Raw genomic sequence first — 25,760 nt, 5'->3', positions numbered from 1 at the left:
CCCGTATCACGCTTGGCATAAGTTATCGACAATGCCAAGCGTGGTGCGGGGCTTTTGTGTAACTAAATTTGCATCTAATTCGTTTGAAGAACAGGTATTACGGGAAATAGGAATGAAACGGATGATGCTTCACGGGAATGGAACTTTGTGTATAATAAGGCCAATGAAGAAGGAAGGTAGAGTCTGCGCATGACTACGTTGCTCATTGTGGAAGATGACACTAGCTTGAATAAAGGGATCGCCCTTACTTTAGCGCAAGACGGAATCGCGATCGAACAAGCCTATGATTTGGCCGGGGCGGAACGCCGGTTTGCCCAAGGCGGCATCGATTTGATCGTGCTGGATGTAAACTTGCCGGACGGAAGCGGGCTGGATTTTTGCGAACAAATCAGACGGACCTCGCAGGTGCCCGTCATTTTTTTGACGGCCAATGATATGGAGTCCGATATTGTGCTGGGCTTCGAATTGGGCGGTGACGACTATATCACGAAGCCCTTCAGCCTGATGGTGCTGCGCTCGCGCGTGATGGCGGTGCTCCGCAGAAGCCGTTCGCTCTATGAGGAGAAGCTGGTCATCGGTCCGCTTGAACTCGATTTTGGGAACATGGAATTCCGTAAACAGGGCTGCAGCCTGTCTCTAAGCAAAACGGAGCAGAAATTGCTCAAGGCGCTGGTGTCCAACCGGGGCCGGATTTTGACGAGAATGCAGCTTATGGATCAGATCTGGGACCGGGAAGCGGAATTTGTGGATGAGAACGCACTGACGGTTACGGTGAAGAGACTGCGTGCCAAAATCGAAGACGATCCGTCCTCGCCGGTCTATCTTAAAACCGTTTATGGGTTGGGTTATGTATGGACTGAAGGAGCGGGCGATGAGAAAAAAGAGTGATTCCCGCTGGGGCATCATATATGCGGTATTTGCGGGGCTTTTTGTGCTGGTGACAGGAGGATATATCGGAGCCGTGACGTATTTTACCGGCCTCGATACGGCGGTAGGATGGGCTTCGGCGGCGTTCGTTATTCTATTGCTTCTGCTTGGGGGGCTCCTTGTGGGAACGATGAGGTCGGAGGCATCCGCAACCGTCACGGCGCTAAACGAGATGATGGACCGGGCCATGGGCGGACAGCCGCGGCAAACCGGTTATACGGAAAGCCGGGTTTCCTCTCTTGAGCACAAAGTTATGCGTTATGTCGAGTTGTCTAACACTCATAAACGAAAGGCGGAGGCCGAGAAGAGCAGCATTAAGGCGCTGATCTCGGATATTTCCCACCAGACCAAAACGCCCCTCACCAACATTGTTCTGTACACCGATCTTCTCGGAGAAACTCCGGGACTCGATGAAGAGGCCCGCCAATATATTGCAAGGATTAAGGATCAATCGGGCAAGCTGGATTGGCTGATTCGTTCCCTGATCAAAATGTCGCGGCTGGAGACAGGCGTCATAGCGATCCATACGGAACTCGCTCCATTGATCGGAACGGTATCGGGGGCTGTTTCGCAAATTTATGCCGCGGCGGAGCGCAAAGGGATCGAAATCAGGATCGATTGTGATCCCGGAACGATGGCCAGGCATGACGCGAAATGGACGGCGGAGGCGCTGTTCAATCTGCTGGAGAATGCGGTGAAATACAGCTATTCTACCGGCGGGGTGATTTCCGTTACCGCCCGGGCGAACGAGATGTTCACCCGGATCGACATCGCCGATAACGGCATCGGGATTGAGGAAGGCGAGTGGAATGCCGTCTTCAAGCGGTTCTATCGCAGCCCGAGAACGGCGGATTACGAAGGCGTCGGTATCGGCTTATACCTGACCCGTGAAATCCTCACGGCCCAAGGCGGATACATTAAGGTATCCGCCGCACTTGGCGAGGGCTCCGTTTTCACGGTATTCCTGCCTGCGCTTTGAGGAGACAATATGACCATTCCGTTATATTTCGGACACCGGGGTGTCAGATTGATTTGCTATATTGAGTCTGTACCGTCAGGTGCGGACTCTTATTTATGTAACGCGGACATCAATAAACCCGGAGGAGAATACGAATGTCGATATTGCAAATCGATCAATTGAAAAAATATTACGGCAAAGGCGAATCGGTAGTCAAAGCCCTGGATGGAATATCGCTCACGGTAGATCGCGGCGAATTTGTAGCAATCGTCGGAACAAGCGGAAGCGGCAAAAGCACGCTTTTGCATATGATGGGCGGCCTGGACCGCGCGACGGAAGGGAAAGTGCATGTGGACGGCAATGATATTTTTGCCATGAACGACGAGCATCTGACCATATTCCGGCGGAGGTCGGTGGGCTTTGTGTTTCAAAGTTATAATCTTATTCCGATCTTGAATGCCTATGAAAATATTGTGCTGCCGATCGAGCTGGATGGCACCCGGGTGGACAAGGAGCATGTGGACCGGATTATTGGTGCGCTAGGGTTGAAGGAGAAGGTACATCATTTACCGTCCAGCTTGTCGGGGGGGCAGCAGCAGCGGGTAGCGATCGCCAGAGCACTGGCGACGAAGCCGTCCATCGTGCTGGCGGACGAGCCTACGGGGAACCTGGACAGTAAGACAAGCCAGGAAGTGATGATTCTGCTGAAGCAGCTCAGCGAAAAGTTCAATCAGACCATAGTGATGATCACTCACAATGAGGAAATTGCCCAAACTGCGGACCGGATTATCCGGATCGAGGACGGTCGGATTGCACCCCGTCCCGGAGCCGGCGGAGCGGGGAGGTAGGCTATGAGAATACGTAATAAAAACGGACAAGGGATTTACCGGCTGGCCAAGCGAAGCCTGCGGACCAACCGCATGCGCAACCTGATCATTGTTTGCGCCGTTGTACTGACGACGCTGCTGATCACCTCTGTGTTCACGATGGGCTTCAGCATTAATCGTTCTATGGAGCTTTCGAAAATGAAGACGGTGGGCAGCGATTACCACGGGGGCTTCAAGTATCTTACGCCGGAAGAGACGGACAAAATTGCCCATCACCCTTCGATCAAAGAATACGGCAAGTTCATCCATGTCGGTGATGCTATGAATGAGGTGTTCCGGACCTCACGTATGGAAATTAGCCAGTTCGATGAAAACACCGCCAAACATAGCTTTATCCATTTTAAAGAAGGCGGGCTGCCGGACGGCGAGAATGAAATCGCCATGAACACCTGGGCGCTGGATTTGTTGGGCGTTTCGCATCAATTGGGGGCCAAGGTGCCGCTGGAGATGGAGATCAACGGAGAGCGGATGTCGAAGACGTTTGAGTTGTCCGGCTTCTACGAAGCGGATCAGTTCGTCGCCATGGCGGGACTAGCCTTTGTTTCGGAGGCATTTGTTCAGGAGAATCTTTCGGGGATCAATCCTGAGCAGACAAGACTTACGGGAACCTACACGAATACGACGGATCTGTCCGTCATGTTTAACAATTCTTTTGGCATTGAGGATAAAATTAAGAAGGTCCTGGCGGACACCGGAATCAAGGCGGAATATGGAGTAAACTGGGCGTACGCCAGCGTTGGGATTTTTGAAGATCCCATGAATGTGCTGCCTTATGTAGGGCTGGTACTGATCATCATGCTGAGCGGATATTTGCTCATTTATAATATTTTTCATATTTCCGTGGTCCGGGACATTAAATTTTATGGCTTGCTGAAAACGATCGGGACGACGCCAACGCAGCTCCGCAGGATCATAACGATGCAGGCGAACCGGTTGTTCTTGATCGCGTTGCCTTTCGGCCTGGCCGCCGGCTATGGGATCGGTGTCTGGCTGACGCCGATGATGAGCACTTTTTCCTCGATGGAAGAGGAAACGGCGTTTTCGGTTAGCCCGTTGATTTTCATCGGAGCGGCGGTGTTCTCGTATCTCACCGTCCGGATTGCCGCCAGCAAACCTGGTCGAACTGCCGCGCGGATATCTCCCATCGAAGCCGTCAGGTATACGGGGTTGGGCGATGTCAGCCGTAAAAAGAAAAAACGCTCGACGCAAGGGGCCAAACTGCTCCGCATGGCCTGGGCGAACCTGTTCCGGCATAAGAAAAAGCTGGTTTTGATGCTGGCTTCGCTGTCTCTGAGCCTGATCCTGTTCAGCATCATATATACGGTGATTTCGTCTTTTGACGTAAACAAGTATCTGAGCACGTTTATTTCGGGCGATGTCGTTGTGAAGGAAATGCCGGATCCATCCCAGCGCGGCTCGGCGGGAGGGACTACTGCGATCACAAAGGACATTATCCAATCGCTTGCGGCAATCGATGGCGTTGAGCACTTGGATAAGGTGTATTTTCGCAGCGAAAGTCTGAAAATCGACGAGAAGATCAAGCGGTATTTAGAGCCATTGGCTAAAGACGAAGATCCGAGAATGCCTATATATACTTCCGTACTTGGTAGCGGCGCGGTCTGGGTGCAACTTCATGGAATTGATCCGGATTGGAATGATGTCCTCCAGAAAGGCGATATTCTCTCGGGTTCCTTTGACCCGGAGAAATTTGCCTCAGGCCAATACATGCTGATCACAGTAGCAACTCTGGGAGAAGACGAAACGGCTTCCTATTTCCGGCCGGGTGATCGCATTCAACTAGAGGGGATGGATAAAAGCTATGAGGTAATGGCGGTGCTCAAGCAAGAAGCGCTCTATGCCGCAGGAACTCAGTCTTATACGTCGGGCGGATTCAATGCTTATATACCGGGGGAGGAGTTTGCACGATCTGTTGCGGATCCCGGCATCCTGTCAGCCACCCTGCACGCCGATCCCGCCAAGCTGGAGCAAGTATTGGGGAGCTCTCAAGCATTGGTCGACTCGTATCCGGACTTGATGATGAAATCCAGGGAAGATTACCAGAAGGAGATGGACGGATTTATCCGTGTCTTCCAAACGATCGGCTACGGACTCAGCCTCATCATTGCGCTAATCGGTATCCTGAACTATATCAACACGGTTATCACGAGTATCATTACCCGGCGTAATGAATTCGCGATTCTGGAGAGCGTGGGCATGACCCGCAAACAGTTGAAGAAGACGCTGATTTACGAAGGATTATATGGAGTTGTGCTAGTCGCGTTGATCGGCGGCACCGCCGGGTTGTACCTGACCTATGTCGTTGCCAAAACCATTTCCGTGAATCTTGCGTTCACGGTGTTCCATATGTCCGTATGGCCCGTCGCTTCAGCGATCCCGCTGCTGGCTGTGATCTCTCTTGCCATAACACTGATCGCATATCGTTGGCTGTCCAAGGCTTCGATTGTGGAAAGGTTGCGGGAGGCGGAGTGAGGGAGATAGGCGTTAAAATGAAGAAAACCTCCAAGTAATTGGAGGTTTTTCTTTATCATGTTACGTTAATTTGATATGTAGGGAGTTCTAATTAAAGGCTTCCATGTTGGCCAAGAGTTGTGAAAATAGGATCGGATACAAGAAATACCACCGCTAAAACCAAGCCACCTGCTAATAAAGCCGCCTTTCTTTTCATACGGCCGCACACACCTTTCTAATAAGATGGTTATATGATAAGTGTATTTCACTGGATGCCTGATCCCTATATTCCTCAAATAACCCGACATACTTTAAAATATGCTGCTCATTATTTATTTTACATGAAAAATCCAGACCTTGTAACAAATTTGTAAAACCATTTTCGAAATCACCCGTCCGAAGATAATATAGGGTCAGTTCGTATAAGAAACTGTCATAGTAATCAAACATAATTTCGGTTCTGTATAGCTGATTCTTTTGGGGAGCAAATGCTTTGATTTCTGAATCAAATTTAAGCAGAACGGAATTTAAATCGAAATGATGCCGATTTGCGGCGAATAACATATTTAATAGCGCCGTAATAATTTCATCAGGCTTAGTTTCAATATAATCAACGTAATCCGGAAGTACACTGGAATCTCCGCTCATAATCCGATTTGCGAAGATGTTGGCCTGTGCCCATTCTGCAAAAAGCAGTTTCCAATGTTCCGTATCTTTATCGGATTCTCTCACCCAGCTTAAATCGGCATATTCATAGGTGTATTTTAAGGCCAGATCATAATCTCCCCTTCCTTCGGCAACACAAGCATAAAGAAGACTCGCATAAGCGATATATGTAAACATCGGCCTGCCTAATTTGTTCTGGTACTCCAAGAACACCCGCTCGGAACCCGGCTTATGAAAATATAATATTTTGGCCTTATTCTCCATCTCGCGGGTGAAAGTTTCTACATTGTCCCACTGTTGAAGAGATCGATACACATTGGCTAAATCCTTAAGGGCCTCAATTTGAAATACTTCATCCAGTCGATCTACGTAAGGTTCAAATTGACAGACGGTTTTGAAATTCAGCATTTGGTCTTTTCCTACCCGGATCTTAAACAGCCGATACTGGCACATCGCCAACCGCTCGGAATGCTGTTTCCGCTCACTGTCTGCCACATTTTCATAGAGGATTTCCGCTGCTTTATAATTGCCGGCCTGGAATAATTCCTCTGCCATATCAAACAGGGGTCCGGCATAAATCAAATGATCCAGCAGTAAATTTACGACATCCTGAATGCAGTCCAGCTGGTCCAGTTCTGCGCAATTTAATAGCAGAGGGCGGATGCGGCGCCAATCGGAGCGATTCCCATCCAGGTACTCACGAATGTAGTTGGTATAAAAATGGCCTCTAGGATAACCCAGCACCTCAGTAATGGAGTCCAACTGATCAATCGTCAGCTTACGTGTACCGCTTAATATGTAACTAACCGTTCCTACATTGAAATCCAGCTTCTTTGCTAATTGACTTACACTAAGCTCATTACGTTTCATAAATAAATTCAATTCCGATAGAATCGAGTGAGAATTCAATGGCACCACTCCTAGAGTCATTCTCATACCAAGGATATGAAAATTACTAGTAATGCATTGGAGGATTTATATCTGGTATAACACTAATATATCCATATACTGGGATGCGGTCAATTAATTTACTGTGAAATGAGAGATTAGAGAAATAAGGGGCGTTTTTAGAGGTCAAACAGACAAAAAAGGCCCTAAGCGGGCCTTTTTTGTTATAGGGAATTTCTGGAGAAATGGAGTTAAGCGGCTCCGTTACCTTGCTTCCGCTCCTGGGCATAACTGATGGCACCAATGATAAGAGCCAGCGTTACGATCGCCGCTCCCACCCAAGGGAGCGAAGCAAGCCCCATATGGGTAATCACGAGTCCGCCGATAAAAGCGCCTGCGGCGTTTCCGAAATTCCCGGCCGAGTGGCTGGACGTCGAGGCGAGCGCAGGGGCCGCTTGGGCCAGATTCATGATCCGTACCTGTAGGCCGGGCATTACGCCGAAGGAGGCGACGCCCCAGAAGAAGATCGTAATGACCGCAAGGACAGGGCTCTGAATCGTGAAGGTTAAGACGCCTAAAATCACGGCCACCATTAGATAGAGCCCGAGCAGGGAAGGCATGAGCTTCCAGTCGGCAAGCCGCCCACCGATCATGTTGCCGAGCGTTACGCCGCAGCCGAAGATCACCAGAATCCAGGTGACGCTATGCTCGGCAAAGCCGCTGATTTGCTGGAGCAAAGGGGCGATATAGGTAAAGACAGCGAACAGACTCGTGTTGCCGAGCGCTCCGATCAGCAGGAACAGCAGCAGCTTGGGACGGAGCAGTGCGCGAATTTGCTGGGCTACGCCGCTTTGCTGCTCTTGGCGCAAATGCGGGACAAACAGCAGGATTCCTCCCAAGGCGATTACGCCCATCAGGGCGATGGCGCCGAAGGAAGCCCGCCAGCCGAGCTGCTGTCCGATAAAGGTTCCAAGCGGGACGCCGACGATATTTGCAATGGTCAGGCCGGCCATCATGATGGATACGGCTCCGGCACGCTTTTCCGGCCGGACAAGTCCGGCGGCTATAACGGCACCGACGCCGAAAAAGGTGCCGTGTGTCAGCGCCGTCAGAATCCGCGCCGCCATCAGTACGGCATAGGTCGGAGCAAAGACCGATATCCCGTTGCCGAGAATGAACAGGATCATCAGCAGGCAAAGCAATCCCTTTTGAGGAATGCGCTGGGTCAGCAGTGTCAAAATGGGTGCCCCAATGGCGACGCCCATGGCATAAGCGGTAATCAGCTGCCCTGCCGAAGAAATGCTGACATGCAGGTCGTCCGCAACATTTGGCAAGAGTCCCATAATTACAAATTCGGTCATGCCGATGGCGAACGATCCGACAGTCAGGGACAGTAGAGCGACCGGGAATGGTTCTTTTACGGCAGGTTTTTCAGAGATGAGTGGGGTTGTATTCATGGTGTACACCTTTCAATTTACTGTAAAAAAGTAAGTTCAGTTCCTAATTATTGAGCTTAACCGGAATAAGATCAAGGGCAAATTCTGGGTGATAACGCTTTAATGGAATAAACATTTTAGCGGGGACCAAAAAGCCTCCGATTCATCCCATACGGATGAGTTCGGAGGCTTCATTATTGGATGGTTTACAGGTCGGCGCCGTTGCTCTCGATCACCGAACGGTACCAGCGGCCGGAGTCCTTGATCGTCCGTTTTCCGTCGGCGTAATCGACATGGACGAGCCCAAACCGTTCATGGTAACCTTCGGCCCATTCGAAATTGTCCATAAAGGACCAGCAGAAGTACCCTTTGAGCGGCACGCCTTCGGCTGCAGCCCGGCGGTATTCCCGCAAATAGCGGTGTAAGAAGTCGATCCGCTGAGAGTCATGCACCTGTCCGTCCAGGCTCACCCAATCCATGCTCGACAGGCCGTTTTCGGTGATCATGATCGGCAGCCCATATCGTTCGTGGAACATTTTCGGTCCCCAATACAGCGATTCCGGGGTTACCGTCCAGCGGATCATCGTTTCCGGATGACCGACCGCATTGCCGATGATTTCCGGCTGTCCGTCCGGCCCCGCTTGCACGGGAGTTCCATGATAAATGTTCAGACCCAGGAAATCCAGCGGCTGGCAAATGGTCTCCATATCGCCTGGCTTAATTTCCGGCAGCCAAGGCTCGAATACGCGCAGTCCGTCTTCCGGATATTTCCCGAGGAATACCGGGTCCATGTACCACGTATTCATCCAGAAGCCCGGATCCGTAATACCGAAGGTTCGTGCTCGTGCGGCTTCGATATTTTCCGGTGTCGGCGTGACCGGGAAAGAGGTGATGCCCACCGGTGCGTAGGCGATTTGGCATGGTTGTTTAGAGGTTTGGCGCAGTGCTTGAACCGCTTTACCGTGAGCCAGCAGCGAGTTGTGCGTCGCCTGCAGGAACTCGGCCATGCCGAGCTTGAGCCCCGGCGCATGCTCTCCGGTAAAGTGACCCAGCCCTAAGTAGCATTGCGGCTCGTTTTGCGTGAACCAATGGGTGACCCGGTCGGACAGACGGTCTGCGATGACCCGGGTGTACTCCGCGAACCAGTCGGAGCTGTCGGGATGCAGCCAGCCCCCTTTTTTGTACAATTCATGAGGGTAGTCCCAGTGGAACAAGGTTACATAAGGATCAATGCCGTTCTCAAGCAGCTCGTCGATCAGGCGATCATAGAAATCAAGGCCTTTCTCGTTGATTCTTCCGGTTCCCTCAGGCAGCACACGCGGCCAGGAAATCGATAACCGGTAGGCTTGGAGCCCGACTTCCTTCATCAGTTGAACGTCTTCTTTATAACGATAGTAATGATTGCAAGCGGTATTTCCGGTGTGCCCGCTTTTTACGAATCCGGGAATTTGGGAGCACATATCCCACACGGACAAGCCCTTGCCGTCTTCTCTTGCCGCCCCTTCAATTTGATAAGCGGCCGTTGCTGCGCCCCAGACGAAATTAGGTTGAAAGCTCATAACGATCTCCTTTGTATGCGTTTGTTATCGTTAATTATAGTATATGTAATAACAAAATAACACGACTTGAACCGAACATTGATAGAGCGAGGAATGGCGCTAACGTTAATCAAAGCAAATGGGGTGCCCACGAGTCTCGTAATAGACGTATGCCTTCGTCGATCAGGTCCATATTGATGCCTCCGAACCCGATCATAAAGCGTTTTTCTATGCGTTCCTCCGGTTTGTTCCAAAAAAATGCGGCGGAGGAGACCCGGACACCGGCCTGATCGGCCAGCGCAATCAGTTCAGCCTCCGGCAGCGGCGACCGGACTTCCAGGATGATATGCAGTCCGGCGCTGTCTCCAAGGATATCGGCATGGCTTCCGAAGTGATTTCGGATGGAGGCCGTCAACTGCTGGTTCTTTTTACGGTACACGTTTCGCATTCTCCGGACATGCTTTTCGAAGTAGCCCTTTTGCATAAACAATTGCAGGGTACGCTGATGGATTCGTGAAGCCGAGGCCTCGAACATGATGTCCCGCCGCATTTCATGGAAGGACGGAACCAATCGTTCGGGAAGGACCATGTAATGGATGCAAAAATCCGGAGCCAGTACCTGAGAGAAACCTCCAAGGTAGATAACGTGATCGTTCGGTAGGAGTCCTTGGAGAGAGGGAACCGGCTTGCCCTGGTAACGGAATTCTCCGCCATAGTCGTCTTCGATCAGAAATCCGTCAGTTTCCTTAGCCCACTCCAGTAATTCCAGTCTGCGGGTGAGCGGCATGACGATGCCCAGCGGAAACTGGTGAGAGGGAGAGACGCTGGCGATTCGTGCGGAGCTCAGGCGAAGTAAATCGGGACGCAATCCCTCCTCATCAAGAGAGATCGGGTGTACATGGTATCCGATGGCGCGCAAGGTTGCCGGGATGATTCGATACCCGGGATCCTCTACGGCTACGGCATTGCCATAAGGCTTCAACATTTGCCCGAGAAACTGGATAAGCAAATGCTGCTCCGCTGCAATGACGATCCGGTCGGGGTGGCAGACGACGCCGCGAAACTGGCGAAGATACGACGCAATTTCCTGTCGCAGACCAGGCTCCCCCTGGGCTTCCCCATAAAACAGCAAGTCTCCGGTCTCCGGTTGAAACAGCTGGTTGAATAACCTTTTCCAGATGGAAAAAGGAAACGGGCTGAAGTCGTTTTTAGACAAATGAAAGTCGTATGTCCAATCTTTTCGCTTCGGAAGAGAGGCAGGCTCAACGGCGGAAGATGCAAGTGGACTGCGCCCGGTTCTCTGATTTTGTTCTTGTCCTTCACTAAAGCTGCTGTTCAGGCTCAATTTCCCGTAGCTTTCCGGCAGCTTGACGACAAAGTACCCTTTTCGCGGCCGGCTCTCAATAAAACCTTCGGCAATCAGTTGCTGATACGCGAGCTCGACGGGTGTGGTGCTGACGGACAGAAACTCAGCCTGTTTCCGAATGGAAGGCAGACGATGTTCTTCCGGCAGAACGCCCGAAATAATGTCTTGTTTCATCGTTTCGTAAATTTCCATGTACCGGAAGGCAGGCTTGGAACTCGCCGTGTACGGACGCGGTAAGTGGTACATCCCATCACCTCAGCTAATCAATCTGTCCTTTAATTCTAAATAGATTTGTATATTTTTTAATATACAACAGCTTGATATAGTTGGGACAAGAGAATTATAGAGAATTATATTGAAGGAGATATGAAAAAGATGACGGTTCAAGCAAGGTTTTTGGAAGGGGAGCAGGTCTATTTGCGCCCCATTGGCGCGGAGGATGCGGAATGGTATTTTCACAATTTATACGACCCGGAGACAAGAAGGCTGACAGGAACCCAACGGCATTTTACGAAGGAGGGCATCTCCGCTTATATCGAGCGTAAAATCCAGGATGACTCCAGCGTGTTGTTACTGATTGCCCTGTGCGAGAATGACGAGCTGATAGGAGACATCGCGTTGCAGGACATCGATCCCTATAATCGGAACTGCAATATCCGGATTGCTATAAGCAGTCTGGCCCAGACCGGCAAAGGCTACGGCACGGAGGCGTTAAATCTGATGTTGGATTACGGATTCGGCATTCTGAATATGCACCGGATTGAACTGAACGTGTTTGATTACAACCCTAGGGCGCTGCATGTTTATGAGAAGCTAGGCTTCAAACGGGAAGGTGTTCAGAGAGAGGCCTTGTATTATAATCATGAATATCATGATTCAATTACAATGAGCCTGCTGGAGGATGAATTCCGGGCAAGGAAGTGAAGAGGGAAATATATAGATGAAGGAAACGTTGAAGAAGGATCAGACCGGCCAAAGAAAAAGAAGGGAATCCAAACCGGAAGAGGCGATTGGAGTGTTCTTTTCCTTTTCCTTGGTTTGTGCTGCAGTTATTATGCTTCTGGTCGTTCAAGGGACGTATAGCCTGCACAATATCTTATCTTTCAAAAAGTCTCCGTTGGAGTGGGCGCTCTATACCTTAATTCCCTTAACCGGAATCCTGTTGCTCGGGGTGATTCTCACGAAGCGCCTATCCTCCGAGCATATTGACGACGCCAACAAGAATTATCAACATCTTTCACTAATGAAAATAGTGCTGTTCATGTTCTCGGCAGCCTTGTTCGAAGAACTGTTGTTTCGTGGCCTCATTCAAAACGGACTGCTGTTATTTTTGAAAAAGGAATGGTTAGCGATTCTGGCAACAGCACTGCTGTTCTTGGCCTTCCATGTGCAATATTATAAGAAGCCGCTAATGCTCTTGAATATAACCGTGCCCGCATTGGTCTTTGGTTGGGTTTATGCCGAAACCGATAATATTCTAGTCCCTTTCTTCATTCATTTCCTCTCGAACCTGCTGATGACTCTATTTTTTAAATATAATTGGATCAGACTAAAAGAGTGAAATCTGAAAACAGATCCTATCATATAGAAGCTTATTTCCATCCAAATAAGGAGCGGGAATAGGCTTTTTTGTTTTTGACTTAGCTATTGTATGAAATGGGTCATTCTAGTAAAATACCCAGTTAGATACTGTTAAATGGAAAAATTTATCTCTTCAATTAACCCCTTTCATTACATCCTTGTCAATCACCCTCACTTTGAAAGAGACACGGAGTAATGGAGGGGTATTTATGCGGAAGGAAAGTCAGGACAAATACAAGCTCGGAAAGGAGGGCCATGTTGAATCAGAAAGTAGATCCGGATCAAATCAAGGGGCTTGCAAACCATATGGAGCGTTTGCGCATGGGCATTGGGGAAAGCACAGCTAAAGTATACCGGGATATCTCACAATTGATTAGAGACACCCGCTCTGCTTATTCCGAATCTTCTGTCCAAGCAGCGGTAAATGAGGTCGATCGGGTGCTTCAGGAGATTCGAAAGTTATCGCAATCCATTGATGACCGTCTAGGTAGTAAAGCAAAGACGCTTCGCCGGGTAGCGCAGGATTACGTCAGAGTAGAAAAGGAAGCAGAACAGAAGATCCAAAGTGCCATGAAAACGGTACAACTTCGTGCAGGTAATTCGGTGGAACTGAATAAGCGGGTACAGAAGGTAGTGAAGGTTAAGACGGTAGAAAGCCTTGACGATGTAAAACCCAATGATGCCAATTTGAAGATGCTTCTTCGTCAGTTTTTGGATGAATTCGGCTATGAGGTTATGCCTGGAGAAGTAAGCGTGGACATTACAATGGATGAGCATGTTCTTGATTTCTGGGAATTTGCTTTGGCTAAAGGATATGATCCTGTAACTTATGATTATTTGGAATATTGGGAACGATCCGAAGCGTATCGGCGAATGGAAGAAAAAATAAACGAGTTGAGATCGGCCCAGGAATCCTATAAGGAATCCATGCTGGACGGTTATGAGGTACTGGCATTTGGCAAAGGCTTCTATATAGGGCTGGACAATAGCATCAACAATATAGCAGATAAATTCGCAGAAATCGTTTCACATCCGGTTGCTAGTGGAGAGGCTCTACTTCAAGGAATTAAGCAGGTCTATATAAATCTGAATGAGGAAGCGGGTAAGTTCAATAAGGATCCGCTAAGTTATATTCAGAAGGCGGCAGTGAATAAATGGACCTCACTTAAGGATGTATATGTAGAACTGCAGGAACTCAAACCGAGCCAGAGATGGGAACGCATCGGCGGTATGGTGGGGGAGAATATTATAGCCGCAGCAACAAGTGCAGTTGGAGGAGGTATTGTTGGGGCGGGACTTAAGAAGGTATTTATTATAATAGAATCGAAGATAGACATAAATATACCGATTAAGGATATCGACAAAATAACAGGAAATGAAACGAAGGCGCCTTCTGAACTCCAAAGTCCTGATGTGACTAAACCGCCAAAAGCAGTTGAGGCACCGCAGACTCCAGAGGTGAATAAGTCGATTGAGGGGACGGGTAGTGATGCACAGACACCAAGAACTGGAACAGAATGGGATGAGTATTTCCGTTCAAAATATGGTGATGAAAACGTAGACTGGAAAACTGACTCTGAGTACAAGCTATATAGTGATAAGTATATTCCTTATACACCTAAAATTAGACCAAATGCTGTAATCACTAAGCCATCTTTACCTAAGGGAGGGAAACCAGAAGGAAATTATGCTCCTATTAAAGGTAAAGATATCCGAGGATTAAAAAGACAAAATGAGGCCGCGAATGTGCTAGCGGAAAATGGATATCGTACGACAATGCTTGATGAAGTCCCCAATGGAAATGGATTTGATGGAAACGGCTACGGTATTGATCCTGGTAAAAGTCCAGACTTCATTATTGAAAGGCAGGTTTATGATTGTTATGCGCCGGATATAGATACGAAACTAAACAACATTCTCAGAACCCTCAGAGAGAAAACTACAAAACAAGCGAGAAGAATAGTATTAAATTTAAATGATTATCCTGTTGAAAAAAGAACTGAGCTTATTGAATTTATAAAAAGTCAAACGAACAAAGATTTAAAACATTTAGATGAACTACTGATCATCGAAGATCGCCAAGTAACTAGAGCGTACTGGAGGTTTGAGTAAATGGACTTTTGGCTATCTATTGGTTTTAATTTGCCTAGAGAAGAATTGAGTAAATTACTCTATAATATGATAAGCGAAGTTTTATTTGTAGAATTAATTGATTATGAGGCAGAAGTAAGGGATAACTCTGATACTCAATGCGTAAGAGTCGGTTGTACATATTTTTCAATGAGCATTAATTTAGATGATGAGGATGAATATATAGAACGTTATCGTAAGCTGAATCTTGAAACGCATGGTGTAGATACAAACGTTGATATTAGTATCCAATTTATATCACGTACTTTTGATACCGGTTGGTTAAAATTCCTTGAACTTATCGGGAAATTATTACAATTTAGTAGTCAGGATTTGGTTGTTGAAGATGATTCCTCATATCCACTATTGAAGAGAATTGATGGGTGTTTATTTATAAATAGTAGGCTAGATGAACATCGAGCGTGGTATATGACTAAAGAAAATCTAGAACTACTGAATTATCCTTATGAAGAAGAGGATTTTTTTAAAGATAGTGAAGAATAATGTAAATTACTTTTGTTTGTAGAATGGCATCAGGGTTTGTAAATCTTTATCACAACCAACAACGCCACAATCCGAGCTAGCCGCCCGATTGTGGTTTCTTTTTTTTATTAGCGGCGGCTGTTCAAAAAGGTTCACCAAGTGCCGAATAAACTCGTCATTCAACCAATAACACATATAACCCATGTAATACTCGTATTCTTCAAGAGGATTGAGGAATGAATTAGAATTACCAATACTCAAAAAAGCGAACTGGTTGATTATGCGAAGAGTTTAGGTCTTCCTGAAGAAAATATTGTATTTAGAGATGGTTGGAATACGGGTATGATGTATGACAGGCTTTATATAAATACTGACGTATTACCTGCTAAATCTCCCGGATTAGGAACTTTGAGTGCGAATAGTCGTGTCTCAGGAAAAGCGACCATAGCTCATGAAATTGTTGGACATTACGAGGCGTTCGCAAATGGAAAAGCTTTTAATCTTTATGATGTTGATCCTGTAACATATGCAAGAAACTTTGCTTTAGATGAAGCTCAGGCTAGTATTAGGGCGGCTAGATTTGCTCCTGATTTAACATCAACTGAGAGAATGACACTACTTAGGGATGCAATTACAAGATTGAATAATGGTGGGCTTCGTATTCGAGACGTCAAGGATGAATTATTCATCCAAAGCAGATGATAAGGGAGGAATCCAATGGAAAAGGTAATGGATGTTGAAGATGTGTTTGAATCCAAAGAATATGGAACTATTATAGTTGGACTTAGTCCTGTTCTGACTTCATTAAATAAGATTGGAGACAATATTGTTGTTCGGACACCTGAACATAAGGAGTTAGGATTAAAAGTTGTTTCAGTTCAAATATCTAATTCACCCACTGATAAAAAAATGGTAGGTATATGTCTTGGTAATTCAATAAAACCCATAGATATACCATTAGGGTCAGTTGTATATACTATTTCCTAGTCTTCAATAAATTTTTTTGTGAGTTGGAGCATGATTTTAGGGGTGGGTGTCGAACGAATCCATTATTCAACCAATAACACATTTAACCCATGAAATCCCCATATAAAAATTTCTTCATTTCGGTTGTACGCACATCAAATGCTTTAAATTTATACCCTAAATAACGCTATTCTGTTACATTGAGCAGGTCGATTATGGTCAAATACTACCATGATTGACCTGTTTTTTTGTTATGTTCGTTTTCTCACAGGATTTTCAAAATGCTATACAACTGTAGAATACGCCGCCCCGATAGGGAGGATGAAATGTAGCAATAAATTGCATCTTTCAAGGTAGATACCGCCACTATTAAGAGTAGGAAGGCTAAAACGAAGGTTTTTTCATATCGTCCGCAACTTAATTGGACCTTTCAGCGATTGTTACAGGAAGAAAGAACTCTGCTGACGAGCAGTTAAACATATAACAGGCAGGGAACGTATAAGGCTAGCCACCTGCCCTCTAATTAAGCCCGAAATTCAGCGATGGGAGGGGATTGGCGAGATGGCGGGAGTAGCAACATATTCAATCGTCTCGAGTCTTATTGGGGGGAGCCGAGGGTCAAGTCGTCAACAACGTAAGCTTGATCATGCCCAAGATCGACGCGGATATACCAGAGATTAACACGAAAATTACAAATGACCCGCTGGGAGAGCCCGGGCATTAAAAAGCCCGATACCTGATCCATCCAAAGTGAGCGGGATTACCCCGCCGAAAGCTCCCAAAGCAGATGGTTTTAAGCATGATGGAGGTAAGACAGCAAACTCCAGAGGAAATTGAGGCGAAGAAAAGGGAACTGGAGGAGCGGGAGCGAAGAGAACAGAACAGGAGCAAACTAAGGTAAGGATAAGGATAAGGATACACGAGGATTAGAAAGACAAAATGAAGCTGCGGATGTGCTATCGGAAAATGAATATCGTACGACAATGCTTGATGAAGTCCCCAATGGAAATGGATATTCTCAGAACCCTCAGAGCGAAAACTACAAAGCAAGCAAGAAGAATAGTGTTAAATTTAAATGATTATCCTGTTGAGAAAAGGACGGAGCTTATTGATCATTTAATAAGTCAGACACACAAGGACTTGAAACATTTAGATGAACTATTAATTATTGAAGATCGTCAAGTAACTAGAGCGTACTGGAGGTATGAATAATATGGATTTTAGGTTATCTATTGGTTTTGATTTACCTAGAGAATCCTTGAGAAAGTTGCTTTATGATATGATATGTGAAGTATTTTTTGTAGAATTAATTGACTATGAGGCAGAAGTGCGAGATAGGTCTGATAATAAAGAAGTGAGTATTCGTTGCACTTATTTTTCAATAAGTATTGATTTAGATAATGAGGATGAATATTTGGAGCGTTTTCGGGAAATGAATTTTGAAGCGTATGGTGTGACTACAAATGTTCTTATTAGTATTCAATTTATAACGAGCACTTTTGATATTGGTTGGTTAAAAATGTTGGAGTTAATTGGTAAAATATTGCGAATGAACAATTTGGATTTGGTTATTGAAGATCATACCTCATATCCACTATTGAAAAGAATTAAAGGGCGTTTAATTATTAATAGTAATTTAGATTATCGGACATGGTATTTGACTCAAGAAAATCTAGAACTATTGAATTATCCTTATGAAGAAGAAGATTTTTTAAAGAATAGTGAAGAATAATGTAAATTACTTTTGTTTGTAGAATGGCATCAGGGTTTGTAAATCTTTATCACAACCAACAACGCCACAATGCGAGCTAGCCGCCCGATTGTGGTTTCTTTTTTTTATTTGCTGTTATATTCCAAACAACCTAAACGTACAAGCGGCGGCTGTTCAAAAAGGTTCACCCCGTGCCGAATAAACTCGTCATTCAACCAATAACACATACAACCCATGTAATACTCGTATAAGGCATCTCCATTTCGGTTGTACGCACTTTTATAACCTAAATAGGAATATTCCCTTACTTTGAACAGGTCGATTATGGTCAGTTACCACCATGATTGACCTGTTTTTTGTTATGTTCGTTTTCTCACAGGTTTTTGAAAATGCTATGCAACTGTAGAATACGCCGCCCCGATAGATAAGCTGTCTATGCCATCGCACCTTCTAGGATGGATAGACCGACCATTAATAATGTCAGGAATTATCTGTAATTGCCCGCAACAATCAAGATTCCGTTTAATTACCCAGAAGTAGGACCTAACTCCTATTTACAGCACCCCATACAAATGTAATCATTTTGGTAGGTTCCAATGTTTTCCAAACCTATTTCAGGCATAAAGATGAAGATTCAAGGGGGCTTGCGCATGAGTAATCTGGATTCCTTGATCAGCAGGATGGGCTATGATATAGAACAACAGACCCGGGACATGAATCGGAAGGCCAATCTGACAAAAAGCGAATGGTCGGGCGCAGCGCGGCAGCAATTCGAGGAGTGTCATGAAGAGTTAAAAGCGAACGCCGATCAGGTTCAAAGGGAAATCGACCAATTGAAAAGAGTGGCCAGGGCGTTGGAAGCCAGCATCCAAGCGGCAGACAGGGATAAGGCCCTTAAGGCCAAGGTCTCGGCCAAAACATAATCTTATTACGGGAGAGGTGGATCATGTGAAGCACAAGCAGAAGCTGGTTTACGAAGAAGCAGAACAGCTTCCTATTAGCACACTGAGTGTGGCAGGGGATTTTAATGAATGGAATAAGGATACCCATTTGTTTGAGAGAAACGAGGCGGGACAGTGGGAAATCGAAGTTGATTTTCCGGCCGGACAAAGTCTGTATAAGCTGGTGATCAATGGCGAGATGACGATTAATGATCCTACAGCGAACTTGTACATCCCTCACGAAACGGGAGAGCTCATGTCAGTGATGCTCGTGGATGAGGAGACCGGCGATCGTCTTTATAACCATGAACAATACAATGTCGAGGTCAGTTCCTACAGCTTGAATAACTATATCAGCGAAAGACTGGAGGCCGTCAAGCGGAGCTTTTTTCTGGATGCGGACCAAAAGGCGGTGTTGGGCCTAGGGTTTCAGAATATTACGGGCATACATAGCGTAACGGTGGGGTGGTACACGCCCCACGGAGAATTGGACCGGTTTGCGGAGAGCATGTTAATCCAGCCGGAGGATGAGAAGGAAGCGAAGCTGTGGTTCTGGCTGCCCCTCGAAGCCGACTTGCCTCAAGGCCAATGGCAGCTCAAGGTGTGGATCGACGGTATTTTTGTTCTGGAGGACCGGATTCAGATCGCGGCTGAGCGGATGAAGGAAGACCGTGCGCCGGAGCTGCTGCCCATCGGTACGGTGGTTCTTCTGAAGGATACCGGAAAGCGTCTGATGATTTACGGCAGAGGGCAGAGCGAGGCGCACAGCGGCAAGGTGTGGGATTACGCCGGCTGCTTGTATCCGGAGGGGAATTTAGGCCCGGAATATACCTTTTTGTTCGACCGCGAGCAAATCGAGGTCATTGAGCATCTCGGCTTAAAAGACCAGGAAGAAGTCCAATTCGTCAAAACGCTCAGCGCTGCGCTGCATCCTGAGTCGTAAAAGGATGGGTCTCCTATGGGAACGAAAATTAATGTGCAAATCAACGTTCTGGAAAATTTGTCGAAAAATTACGAGAAATATGGAGAACAAGTCACTCACACCTGCAGAACAACCTCAGACCGAGTTGAAAGAGAACTCGAATCCATCCGTAGAAACTACTCCTCTTACAGCAGCGTCACCAGTAAGGCATATGAATTGCAGCATCAATTGAATCAGACGAGACAGACCGTCAAAGCGCTTCAGGATCGCAGTAGTGAGTTAAGCCGACGATTGAACAATGTCGCAAGGGAATACGCTCAGCAAGCGAAAAGAGAGGAACAGCTGATTCGCCAGCATAAAATTACAGTCGCGATCAACCCTGTAGCAAGTAACTTGTCCCCTGGCGCCGCGAACTTGTCTAAAAGAGTGGGAGGCCCAAGCGGGCTAGGAGATACAAAGATAGGAGATGTCCATTCTTCGGTACCGAGCGCAGCGAGAGAAGTGGAAGTCAGCTTCAGCCGGGTTCCGAACACGGCCGTGCAAACCGTAGTCAGCCTGGGGGAGCAGATCAAGAATAAACTGGGGAGTTTTGCCCAGGGCAGGGTGAGTTTTTTTAAAAAGACGAAGGATGCGTTTACCGATCTCTACGGCAGGTTTGCCGCTGAAATTCAAAAGTGCTATGAAAAAATCGCGGCTGGCGTGCAGCAGATGGTCGACTGGCTCCTAGAAAAAAAAGACCTCGTGGTAGACGGTCTAAAGACGGTGGGTATTGCTGTTCAGGATACCGTACAGTTTGCAGTGGATAAAGCCAAGGAGGTTGGAAATGCAGCCGTGGCCTTTGGCAAGCAGGCCTTGGACATGATTAAGAAGAAGGGGAAAGAGGTATTCTCGAACATAGAGGGTGCTATTTCCACTGCGGCCAAGGAGGTCAAGATGAGCTTCAGCCGTTTCAAGGACAATGTCGTGCAAACGGTGGTCAGCACCGGAGAGAGCATCAAGAGCAAGTTTGAGAGCTTTACCCAGGGCGTGACGAGCTTTTTTAAAAAGACGAAGGATGCGTTTACCGATCTCTACGGCAGGTTTGCCGCTGAAATTCAAAAGTGCTATGAAAAAATCGCGGCTGGCGTGCAGCAGATGGTCGACTGGCTCCTAGAAAAAAAAGACCTCGTGGTAGACGGTCTAAAGACGGTGGGTATTGCTGTTCAGGATACCGTACAGTTTGCAGTGGATAAAGCCAAGGAGGTTGGAAATGCAGCCGTGGCCTTTGGCAAGCAGGCCTTGGACATGATTAAGAAGAAGGGGAAAGAGGTATTCTCGAACATAGAGGGTGCTATTTCCACTGCGGCCAAGGAGGTCAAGACGAGCTTCAGCCGTTTCAAGGACAATGTCGTGCAAACGGTGGTCAGCACCGGAGAGAGCATCAAGAGCAAGTTTGAGAGCTTTACCCAGGGCGTGACGAGCTTTTTTAATAAGACGAAGGATGCGTTTACGGATCTCTACGGCAGGTTCGCCGCCGAAATCCAAAAGTGCTATGAAAAGATCGCGGCAAGCGTGCAGCAGATGGTCGACTGGATTGTTGATAACAAAGACAAACTGCTGAACGGTCTAAAAAAGGTTGGTATCGCTGTATTGGATACCGTACAATTTGCATTAGATATCCTCGGATTAATTCCGGCCATAGGTGAAATTGCTGATGGACTTAATGCGCTAATCTACTTATTAAGGAAAGATTACGTCAATGCCGGCCTTTCCCTTGCTGCGTGTATTCCGTTTGCCGGCTGGGCGGCCACCGGGGGCAAGCTTTGGGTCAAAATCTCCAAACTCGTCAATAAAGTCGATATTCTCAAAGTGGTAGACCGGGCCAAAGAGATGGGGAGTGCGGCGATAAACCTTAGCCAGCAGGCCATAGCGTTCATTACCAAAAAGGGCAATGAAGTCTGGAGCCGTATTCAACACTTCGATGTGGCAAAAAAGGTTGAGGACCTGATCACCGCTGTCAAAAAGGGCCACGACCAACTCCAGATGAAGGTTCACGCCGTAACCGAAAAACTGAACATCGCCTTCAGCGAGTGGTGGATCCGCCAAAGCCAAATGGGCATCGTGCCACCGAGCCTCTCGGATATGTTTAATCCTAAGCGCGGGAAGCTTGAGGGGGAGGGTAAGGGGATTGAGGGGACGGGTGAAGGTTATAAAGAAGCTAATCTAAATAATATAGAGGATTTTGTTAAGGGTGCAAAGAAATTTGACGAGGTCTTGGATGATTATGCTAAATTATATACAGAACGAATAAATTCCAATAAACCTTGGTCTTGGAACGAAGATATATTAGGTGGCGAGAATTTAACAATAAAACAAAAACGCCTTATTAAAGGAAAAGCTGTTTCGGAGGGACTAATTCCAGAAATCAAAGTAAAAGAAGTAGAAGGCATGCGATATGGATTTGCTGATTTTGCTGGTGCAGGTGTAGTTAAGGAAACAGTTTATCTACCAGAAAGTTTTTGGAAATTGTCAGATAGAGAGCAATTTAAATGGCTAGATGAACAAATTGGAGGTTACCGTGAGGGGTATACTTGGCATCACACTGAGATACCTGGAAAGATGGAATTGGTTCCGTTTGGGATTCATAATATTACACTCCATAATGGTGGCAGGTCAACTGGTATGTGGGCAGATACTCCAAGGTAAAATAAAAGGAGGAAATGATTATGTTAATTGATAAAGCCAGTATAATTTATCCATTACCAACGGATGAGCTATTCGAAAGAAAAGAGAAATATTGGAGAGTTGCCCTCCCAATAGATTATGTGAAGTTTTTAAAAGAAAATAATGGAGCCAGAACGAAAGATGGGGCTTTTGAATGTAATGGTCGTGAGTATGCGATCGACCGTTTTCTATGTTTATTGAATGCACCTAGAGAAAGTGTGTTAGGCATGTATGATATTGATGTGACACTGACTCAACTTGAGGATAGATTGACTGATAATGAAGACCTAATTGGTGTTGATATTTTACCAATTTTAGTATTGTTTGCGGGTGATTTTGTATGTCTGGATTTTACAAAAGACAGAAAAAATCCTAGTGTGTGCGTGTGGGATAATGAAAAATCTGCTGAGCTAGAACCAATAACATATTTTGTAGCAGATACTTTTAGTGAGTTCATTTCAAAGATCCAATAAATAGTGCATTTCAGACCATTAATAAATCTTCACGTCTGTCGAGATTTGTGTAAGCGCATTTACAATCCCAGTAACAAGATCGCCAATACAACCAACAAATCAAACACAAAACAATTCAAACACTTGATAAACTTCAAAAGCTCTTTCCAACTTGTTTTATGAGTAGGAATGAGCTTTTTTTTGCCTGCCCAAAATCCGTCCATTCTTCGCTTCCTAGCTCAGCGAGTGAAGTGGAAGTCAGCTTCAGGCCGGGTTCCGAACACCGCCGTGCAAACCGTGGTAAGTCTGGGGGAGCAGATCAAGAACAAACTAGGCAATTTTGCCCAGGACACGGTGGGCTTTTTTAATAAGACGAAGGATGCGTTTACGGATCTCTACGGCAGGTTCGCCGCCGAAATCCAAAAGTGCTATGAAAAGATCGCGGCAAGCGTGCAGCAGATGGTCGACTGGATTGTTGATAACAAAGACAAACTGCTGAACGGTCTAAAAAAGGTTGGTATCGCTGTATTGGATACCGTACAATTTGCATTAGATATCCTCGGATTAATTCCGGCCATAGGTGAAATTGCTGATGGACTTAATGCGCTAATCTACTTATTAAGGAAAGATTACGTCAATGCCGGCCTTTCCCTTGCTGCGTGTATTCCGTTTGCCGGCTGGGCGGCCACCGGGGGCAAGCTTTGGGTCAAAATCTCCAAACTCGTCAATAAAGTCGATATTCTCAAAGTGGTAGACCGGGCCAAAGAGATGGGGAGTGCGGCGATAAACCTTGGCCAGCAGGCCATAGCGTTCATTACCAAAAAGGGCAATGAAGTCTGGAGCCGTATTCAAATCTTCGATGTGGCAAAAAAGGCCGAGGACCTGATCGCCGCTGTCAAAAAGGGCCACGACCAACTCCAGATGAAGGTTCACGCCGTAACCGAAAAACTGAACATCGCCTTCAGCGAGTGGTGGATCCGCCAAAGCCAAATGGGCATCGTGCCGCCGAGCCTCTCGGATATATTTAATCCTAAGCGCGGGAAGGTGGAGGGGAAGGGGATTGAGGGGACGGTTGAAGGTGGCTCGACTGTTAGTAAGACGCAGGCGATCGAGAAGGAAATTAATGATTTAGATGAGAAGATAGCTAATTTGAAATTAGAAGGAAATACCGCAGAACTTAAAAAGCTTGAACGCGAAAGAAGAAAGCTAGCCAACAAGCTAAACACCGTGGATGAGATTAGCGACAGCTTTGTCTTATCAGGTGGAAAGGAGTATGAACGTAAAATCGATAATACAAAAAATTTCAGTCACGATAAAGGTGACTTTGGAGAAGAAGTTGCGAAAATAGTAGCCAGAGATAGTGGTCTGGGTGACGACATTTCAGAAATGTTCCAAGTGGGGAGAAATGGAATAGATGCGGCATTCCTGTCAAAGGGTCCACCCCCAAAGTTAACGTTGATAGAATCAAAAGCTTCGGCCTCTGCCAATTTTCAATATTCTGATAAACAAAAGCTGGGTGGAGAAGCATATTTTCAAGATATGCTAAAGAGTAAAGATCCGAGATACGGGGATTTTAATAGAAAACTAAAACAATTAAAGAAGGAGAATCCTGGATTGATATATGATTATATTAGGGTAGAAACAGATGTTAAAATTACTAGGATTGGATTTGGAGTAGATGAACTAAAGATTAGGGATTGGAATAAGAAAATTGACGGTTCTTAAGGAGGATATAATGGTAAACTCTAAGAAACTAGAATTCGCCTTCAGAAGATATAGTAAAAATTTTGTAGAGGGAATAAAATTTGAAGATGTAAAGAGTGATTATGAAGAGATTCAGGACGAAATTAATTCGATTATAGATAAGAACTCCACAGAGAATGATCATATATTGTTAATAGATTTGGACTCCATTTTCTCGTATTACTTATCGAAATGGAAAAACGCAGTATTGATTAATCAAGGAAATTGCGCTGAGGATCTAAAGAAAATGCAAATGGTAGTCTTTTATCAATGCATGGCTCAGGATCTTTATAAAGAACGATATCCCAATATGATGGCAGAGTACACTTTTGTTGATGTCATTACAGCTCTGGTTCATTTCACGATGTATGGCTGGGAGAAAGAAGAGGTTGAGTTTTTTGGGTTCATCGAGAAGCATCTGGGCAGCCCGTTTTTAAGTGCGAACGACTGTAATAGACATACTTGGTTTTTACTTGAATTATATCTTCAGTATAGAGACAAAACAATTTTTCAAACCAAAAGTAATGTATATCCTGCCGTGATGGGAGAGCTTCAAAGATCAGGCTTGCGATATGACTTAATACCTGAAAACCTTGATATTTACGATGAAGTATTGGCGCATTGGTCAACATCTGATCTAGGGGAAATTGAAGCGTTGCTTCGTAAAATGATAGAATACCATTCCAATTTTGCCTCAGAACTAGGTCAATCGATTGAATTTGGCGATTTTCGGTATGCTTTCTATCCGTACGAAATTCTATTCCTTCTTTATGTTCGTAAACAGCGGGGTTTACCCAATCCCGAGTCCTTCGACGATTTTTTGATGAGTACTCCTGAAGCTAATATGGAAATCCGAGACCCAGAGCCTTATCCGGAATGGGATCCGCTACTTCGGCAAATTGATCATTTTTACCGCAAGAACTACTTAGAGTACATTCCCAATAAGCTGGGGAACTTATTTGAATAATCTCTAAGATCAGGTGGGGGTGTAAA

Annotated in this window: 22 protein-coding genes; 18 read left to right on the top strand and 4 right to left on the bottom strand. The window is 46.1% G+C overall.

What is annotated here, in order from left to right; all coding sequences use genetic code 11:
* The first annotated feature begins 189 nt into the window (after positions 1–189).
* From KB559_RS16905 to KB559_RS16890, 4 genes are all read left to right on the top strand, one after another.
* Complete coding sequence (locus KB559_RS16905; protein WP_211023118.1) at positions 190–888, top strand: response regulator transcription factor; 699 nt, start codon at positions 190–192, stop codon at positions 886–888.
* Positions 872–1,906 carry a sensor histidine kinase gene (locus tag KB559_RS16900; protein WP_211023117.1) on the top strand — a complete coding sequence of 345 codons (1,035 nt, stop codon included), beginning with the start codon at positions 872–874 and terminating at the stop codon, positions 1,904–1,906. Before KB559_RS16905 ends, KB559_RS16900 begins: the two co-directional genes overlap by 17 nt.
* A 134-nt stretch (positions 1,907–2,040) precedes the next feature.
* Positions 2,041–2,733 carry an ABC transporter ATP-binding protein gene (locus tag KB559_RS16895; RefSeq protein ID WP_211023116.1) on the top strand — a complete coding sequence of 231 codons (693 nt, stop codon included), beginning with the start codon at positions 2,041–2,043 and terminating at the stop codon, positions 2,731–2,733.
* Between the two features lie 3 nt (positions 2,734–2,736).
* The gene (locus tag KB559_RS16890; RefSeq protein ID WP_211023115.1) at positions 2,737–5,262 is read left to right on the top strand and encodes an ABC transporter permease; all 2,526 of its coding nucleotides are present in this window, start codon (positions 2,737–2,739) and stop codon (positions 5,260–5,262) included.
* A gap of 192 nt (positions 5,263–5,454) precedes the next feature.
* On the opposite strand, the gene KB559_RS16885 is transcribed toward KB559_RS16890, so the two are convergent.
* From KB559_RS16885 to pdxR, 4 genes are all read right to left on the bottom strand, one after another.
* Entirely contained in the window at positions 5,455–6,789 is a 1,335-nt protein-coding gene (locus tag KB559_RS16885) for a helix-turn-helix domain-containing protein (RefSeq protein WP_244861346.1), read from the bottom strand.
* A 257-nt stretch (positions 6,790–7,046) separates the two neighbouring features.
* Complete coding sequence (locus tag KB559_RS16880; protein WP_211023113.1) at positions 7,047–8,252, bottom strand: MFS transporter; 1,206 nt, start codon at positions 8,250–8,252, stop codon at positions 7,047–7,049.
* 185 nt (positions 8,253–8,437) lie between these two features.
* Positions 8,438–9,790 carry a GH1 family beta-glucosidase gene (locus KB559_RS16875; RefSeq protein WP_211023112.1) on the bottom strand — a complete coding sequence of 451 codons (1,353 nt, stop codon included), beginning with the start codon at positions 9,788–9,790 and terminating at the stop codon, positions 8,438–8,440.
* Positions 9,791–9,899: 109 nt separating this feature from the next.
* Positions 9,900–11,381 (bottom strand): MocR-like pyridoxine biosynthesis transcription factor PdxR, encoded by a 1,482-nt coding sequence (gene pdxR, locus KB559_RS16870; RefSeq protein WP_211023111.1) that lies wholly within the window; start codon positions 11,379–11,381, stop codon positions 9,900–9,902.
* Between the two features lie 129 nt (positions 11,382–11,510).
* Between pdxR and KB559_RS16865 the strand changes: the two genes are divergently transcribed.
* The 14 genes from KB559_RS16865 (at position 11,511) to KB559_RS16800 (ending at position 25,734) form a co-directional block, all read left to right on the top strand.
* Positions 11,511–12,059 (top strand): GNAT family N-acetyltransferase, encoded by a 549-nt coding sequence (locus KB559_RS16865; protein ID WP_211023110.1) that lies wholly within the window; start codon positions 11,511–11,513, stop codon positions 12,057–12,059.
* A gap of 16 nt (positions 12,060–12,075) precedes the next feature.
* Positions 12,076–12,696 (top strand): CPBP family intramembrane glutamic endopeptidase, encoded by a 621-nt coding sequence (locus KB559_RS16860; RefSeq protein WP_211023109.1) that lies wholly within the window; start codon positions 12,076–12,078, stop codon positions 12,694–12,696.
* A gap of 278 nt (positions 12,697–12,974) precedes the next feature.
* Positions 12,975–14,828 carry a CdiA C-terminal domain-containing protein gene (locus tag KB559_RS16855; protein ID WP_211023108.1) on the top strand — a complete coding sequence of 618 codons (1,854 nt, stop codon included), beginning with the start codon at positions 12,975–12,977 and terminating at the stop codon, positions 14,826–14,828.
* The gene (locus tag KB559_RS16850; protein WP_211023107.1) at positions 14,829–15,350 is read left to right on the top strand and encodes a hypothetical protein; all 522 of its coding nucleotides are present in this window, start codon (positions 14,829–14,831) and stop codon (positions 15,348–15,350) included.
* Positions 15,351–15,671: 321 nt separating this feature from the next.
* The gene (locus tag KB559_RS16845) at positions 15,672–16,031 is read left to right on the top strand and encodes a hypothetical protein (protein ID WP_247681899.1); all 360 of its coding nucleotides are present in this window, start codon (positions 15,672–15,674) and stop codon (positions 16,029–16,031) included.
* Between the two features lie 15 nt (positions 16,032–16,046).
* Positions 16,047–16,316, top strand: a complete 270-nt coding sequence (locus KB559_RS16840) for a hypothetical protein (RefSeq protein WP_211023106.1) — start codon at positions 16,047–16,049, stop codon at positions 16,314–16,316.
* Between the two features lie 981 nt (positions 16,317–17,297).
* Positions 17,298–17,507 carry a CdiA C-terminal domain-containing protein gene (locus KB559_RS16835; RefSeq protein WP_211023105.1) on the top strand — a complete coding sequence of 70 codons (210 nt, stop codon included), beginning with the start codon at positions 17,298–17,300 and terminating at the stop codon, positions 17,505–17,507.
* 1 nt (position 17,508) lies between these two features.
* Positions 17,509–18,027: a hypothetical protein gene (locus KB559_RS16830; RefSeq protein ID WP_211023104.1), complete on the top strand. Its 519-nt coding sequence runs from the start codon at positions 17,509–17,511 to the stop codon at positions 18,025–18,027.
* A gap of 629 nt (positions 18,028–18,656) precedes the next feature.
* Positions 18,657–18,929 (top strand): WXG100 family type VII secretion target, encoded by a 273-nt coding sequence (locus KB559_RS16825; protein ID WP_211023103.1) that lies wholly within the window; start codon positions 18,657–18,659, stop codon positions 18,927–18,929.
* A gap of 25 nt (positions 18,930–18,954) precedes the next feature.
* Positions 18,955–19,890, top strand: a complete 936-nt coding sequence (locus tag KB559_RS16820; protein WP_211023102.1) for a DUF4176 domain-containing protein — start codon at positions 18,955–18,957, stop codon at positions 19,888–19,890.
* Positions 19,891–19,905: 15 nt separating this feature from the next.
* Entirely contained in the window at positions 19,906–22,554 is a 2,649-nt protein-coding gene (locus KB559_RS25215; RefSeq protein ID WP_247681898.1) for an HNH endonuclease, read from the top strand.
* Positions 22,555–22,574: 20 nt separating this feature from the next.
* On the top strand, positions 22,575–23,045 hold the full coding sequence (locus tag KB559_RS16810; RefSeq protein WP_211023101.1) for an SMI1/KNR4 family protein: 471 nt from the start codon (positions 22,575–22,577) through the stop codon (positions 23,043–23,045).
* Positions 23,046–23,312: 267 nt separating this feature from the next.
* Positions 23,313–24,749, top strand: coding sequence for a hypothetical protein (locus tag KB559_RS25210; protein ID WP_348772932.1), 1,437 nt, complete (start codon positions 23,313–23,315; stop codon positions 24,747–24,749).
* A gap of 10 nt (positions 24,750–24,759) precedes the next feature.
* A complete protein-coding gene (locus tag KB559_RS16800; protein ID WP_211023100.1) occupies positions 24,760–25,734 on the top strand; it encodes a hypothetical protein in 975 nt (324 codons plus the stop codon).
* Positions 25,735–25,760 lie beyond the last annotated feature (26 nt).

Origin of the sequence: Paenibacillus sp. Marseille-P2973 (assembly GCF_018101095.1) — a bacterium.
Classification (GTDB): Bacteria; Bacillota; Bacilli; order Paenibacillales; family Paenibacillaceae; genus Fontibacillus; species Fontibacillus vini.
This window is presented reverse-complemented; position numbering and strand designations above follow the sequence as displayed.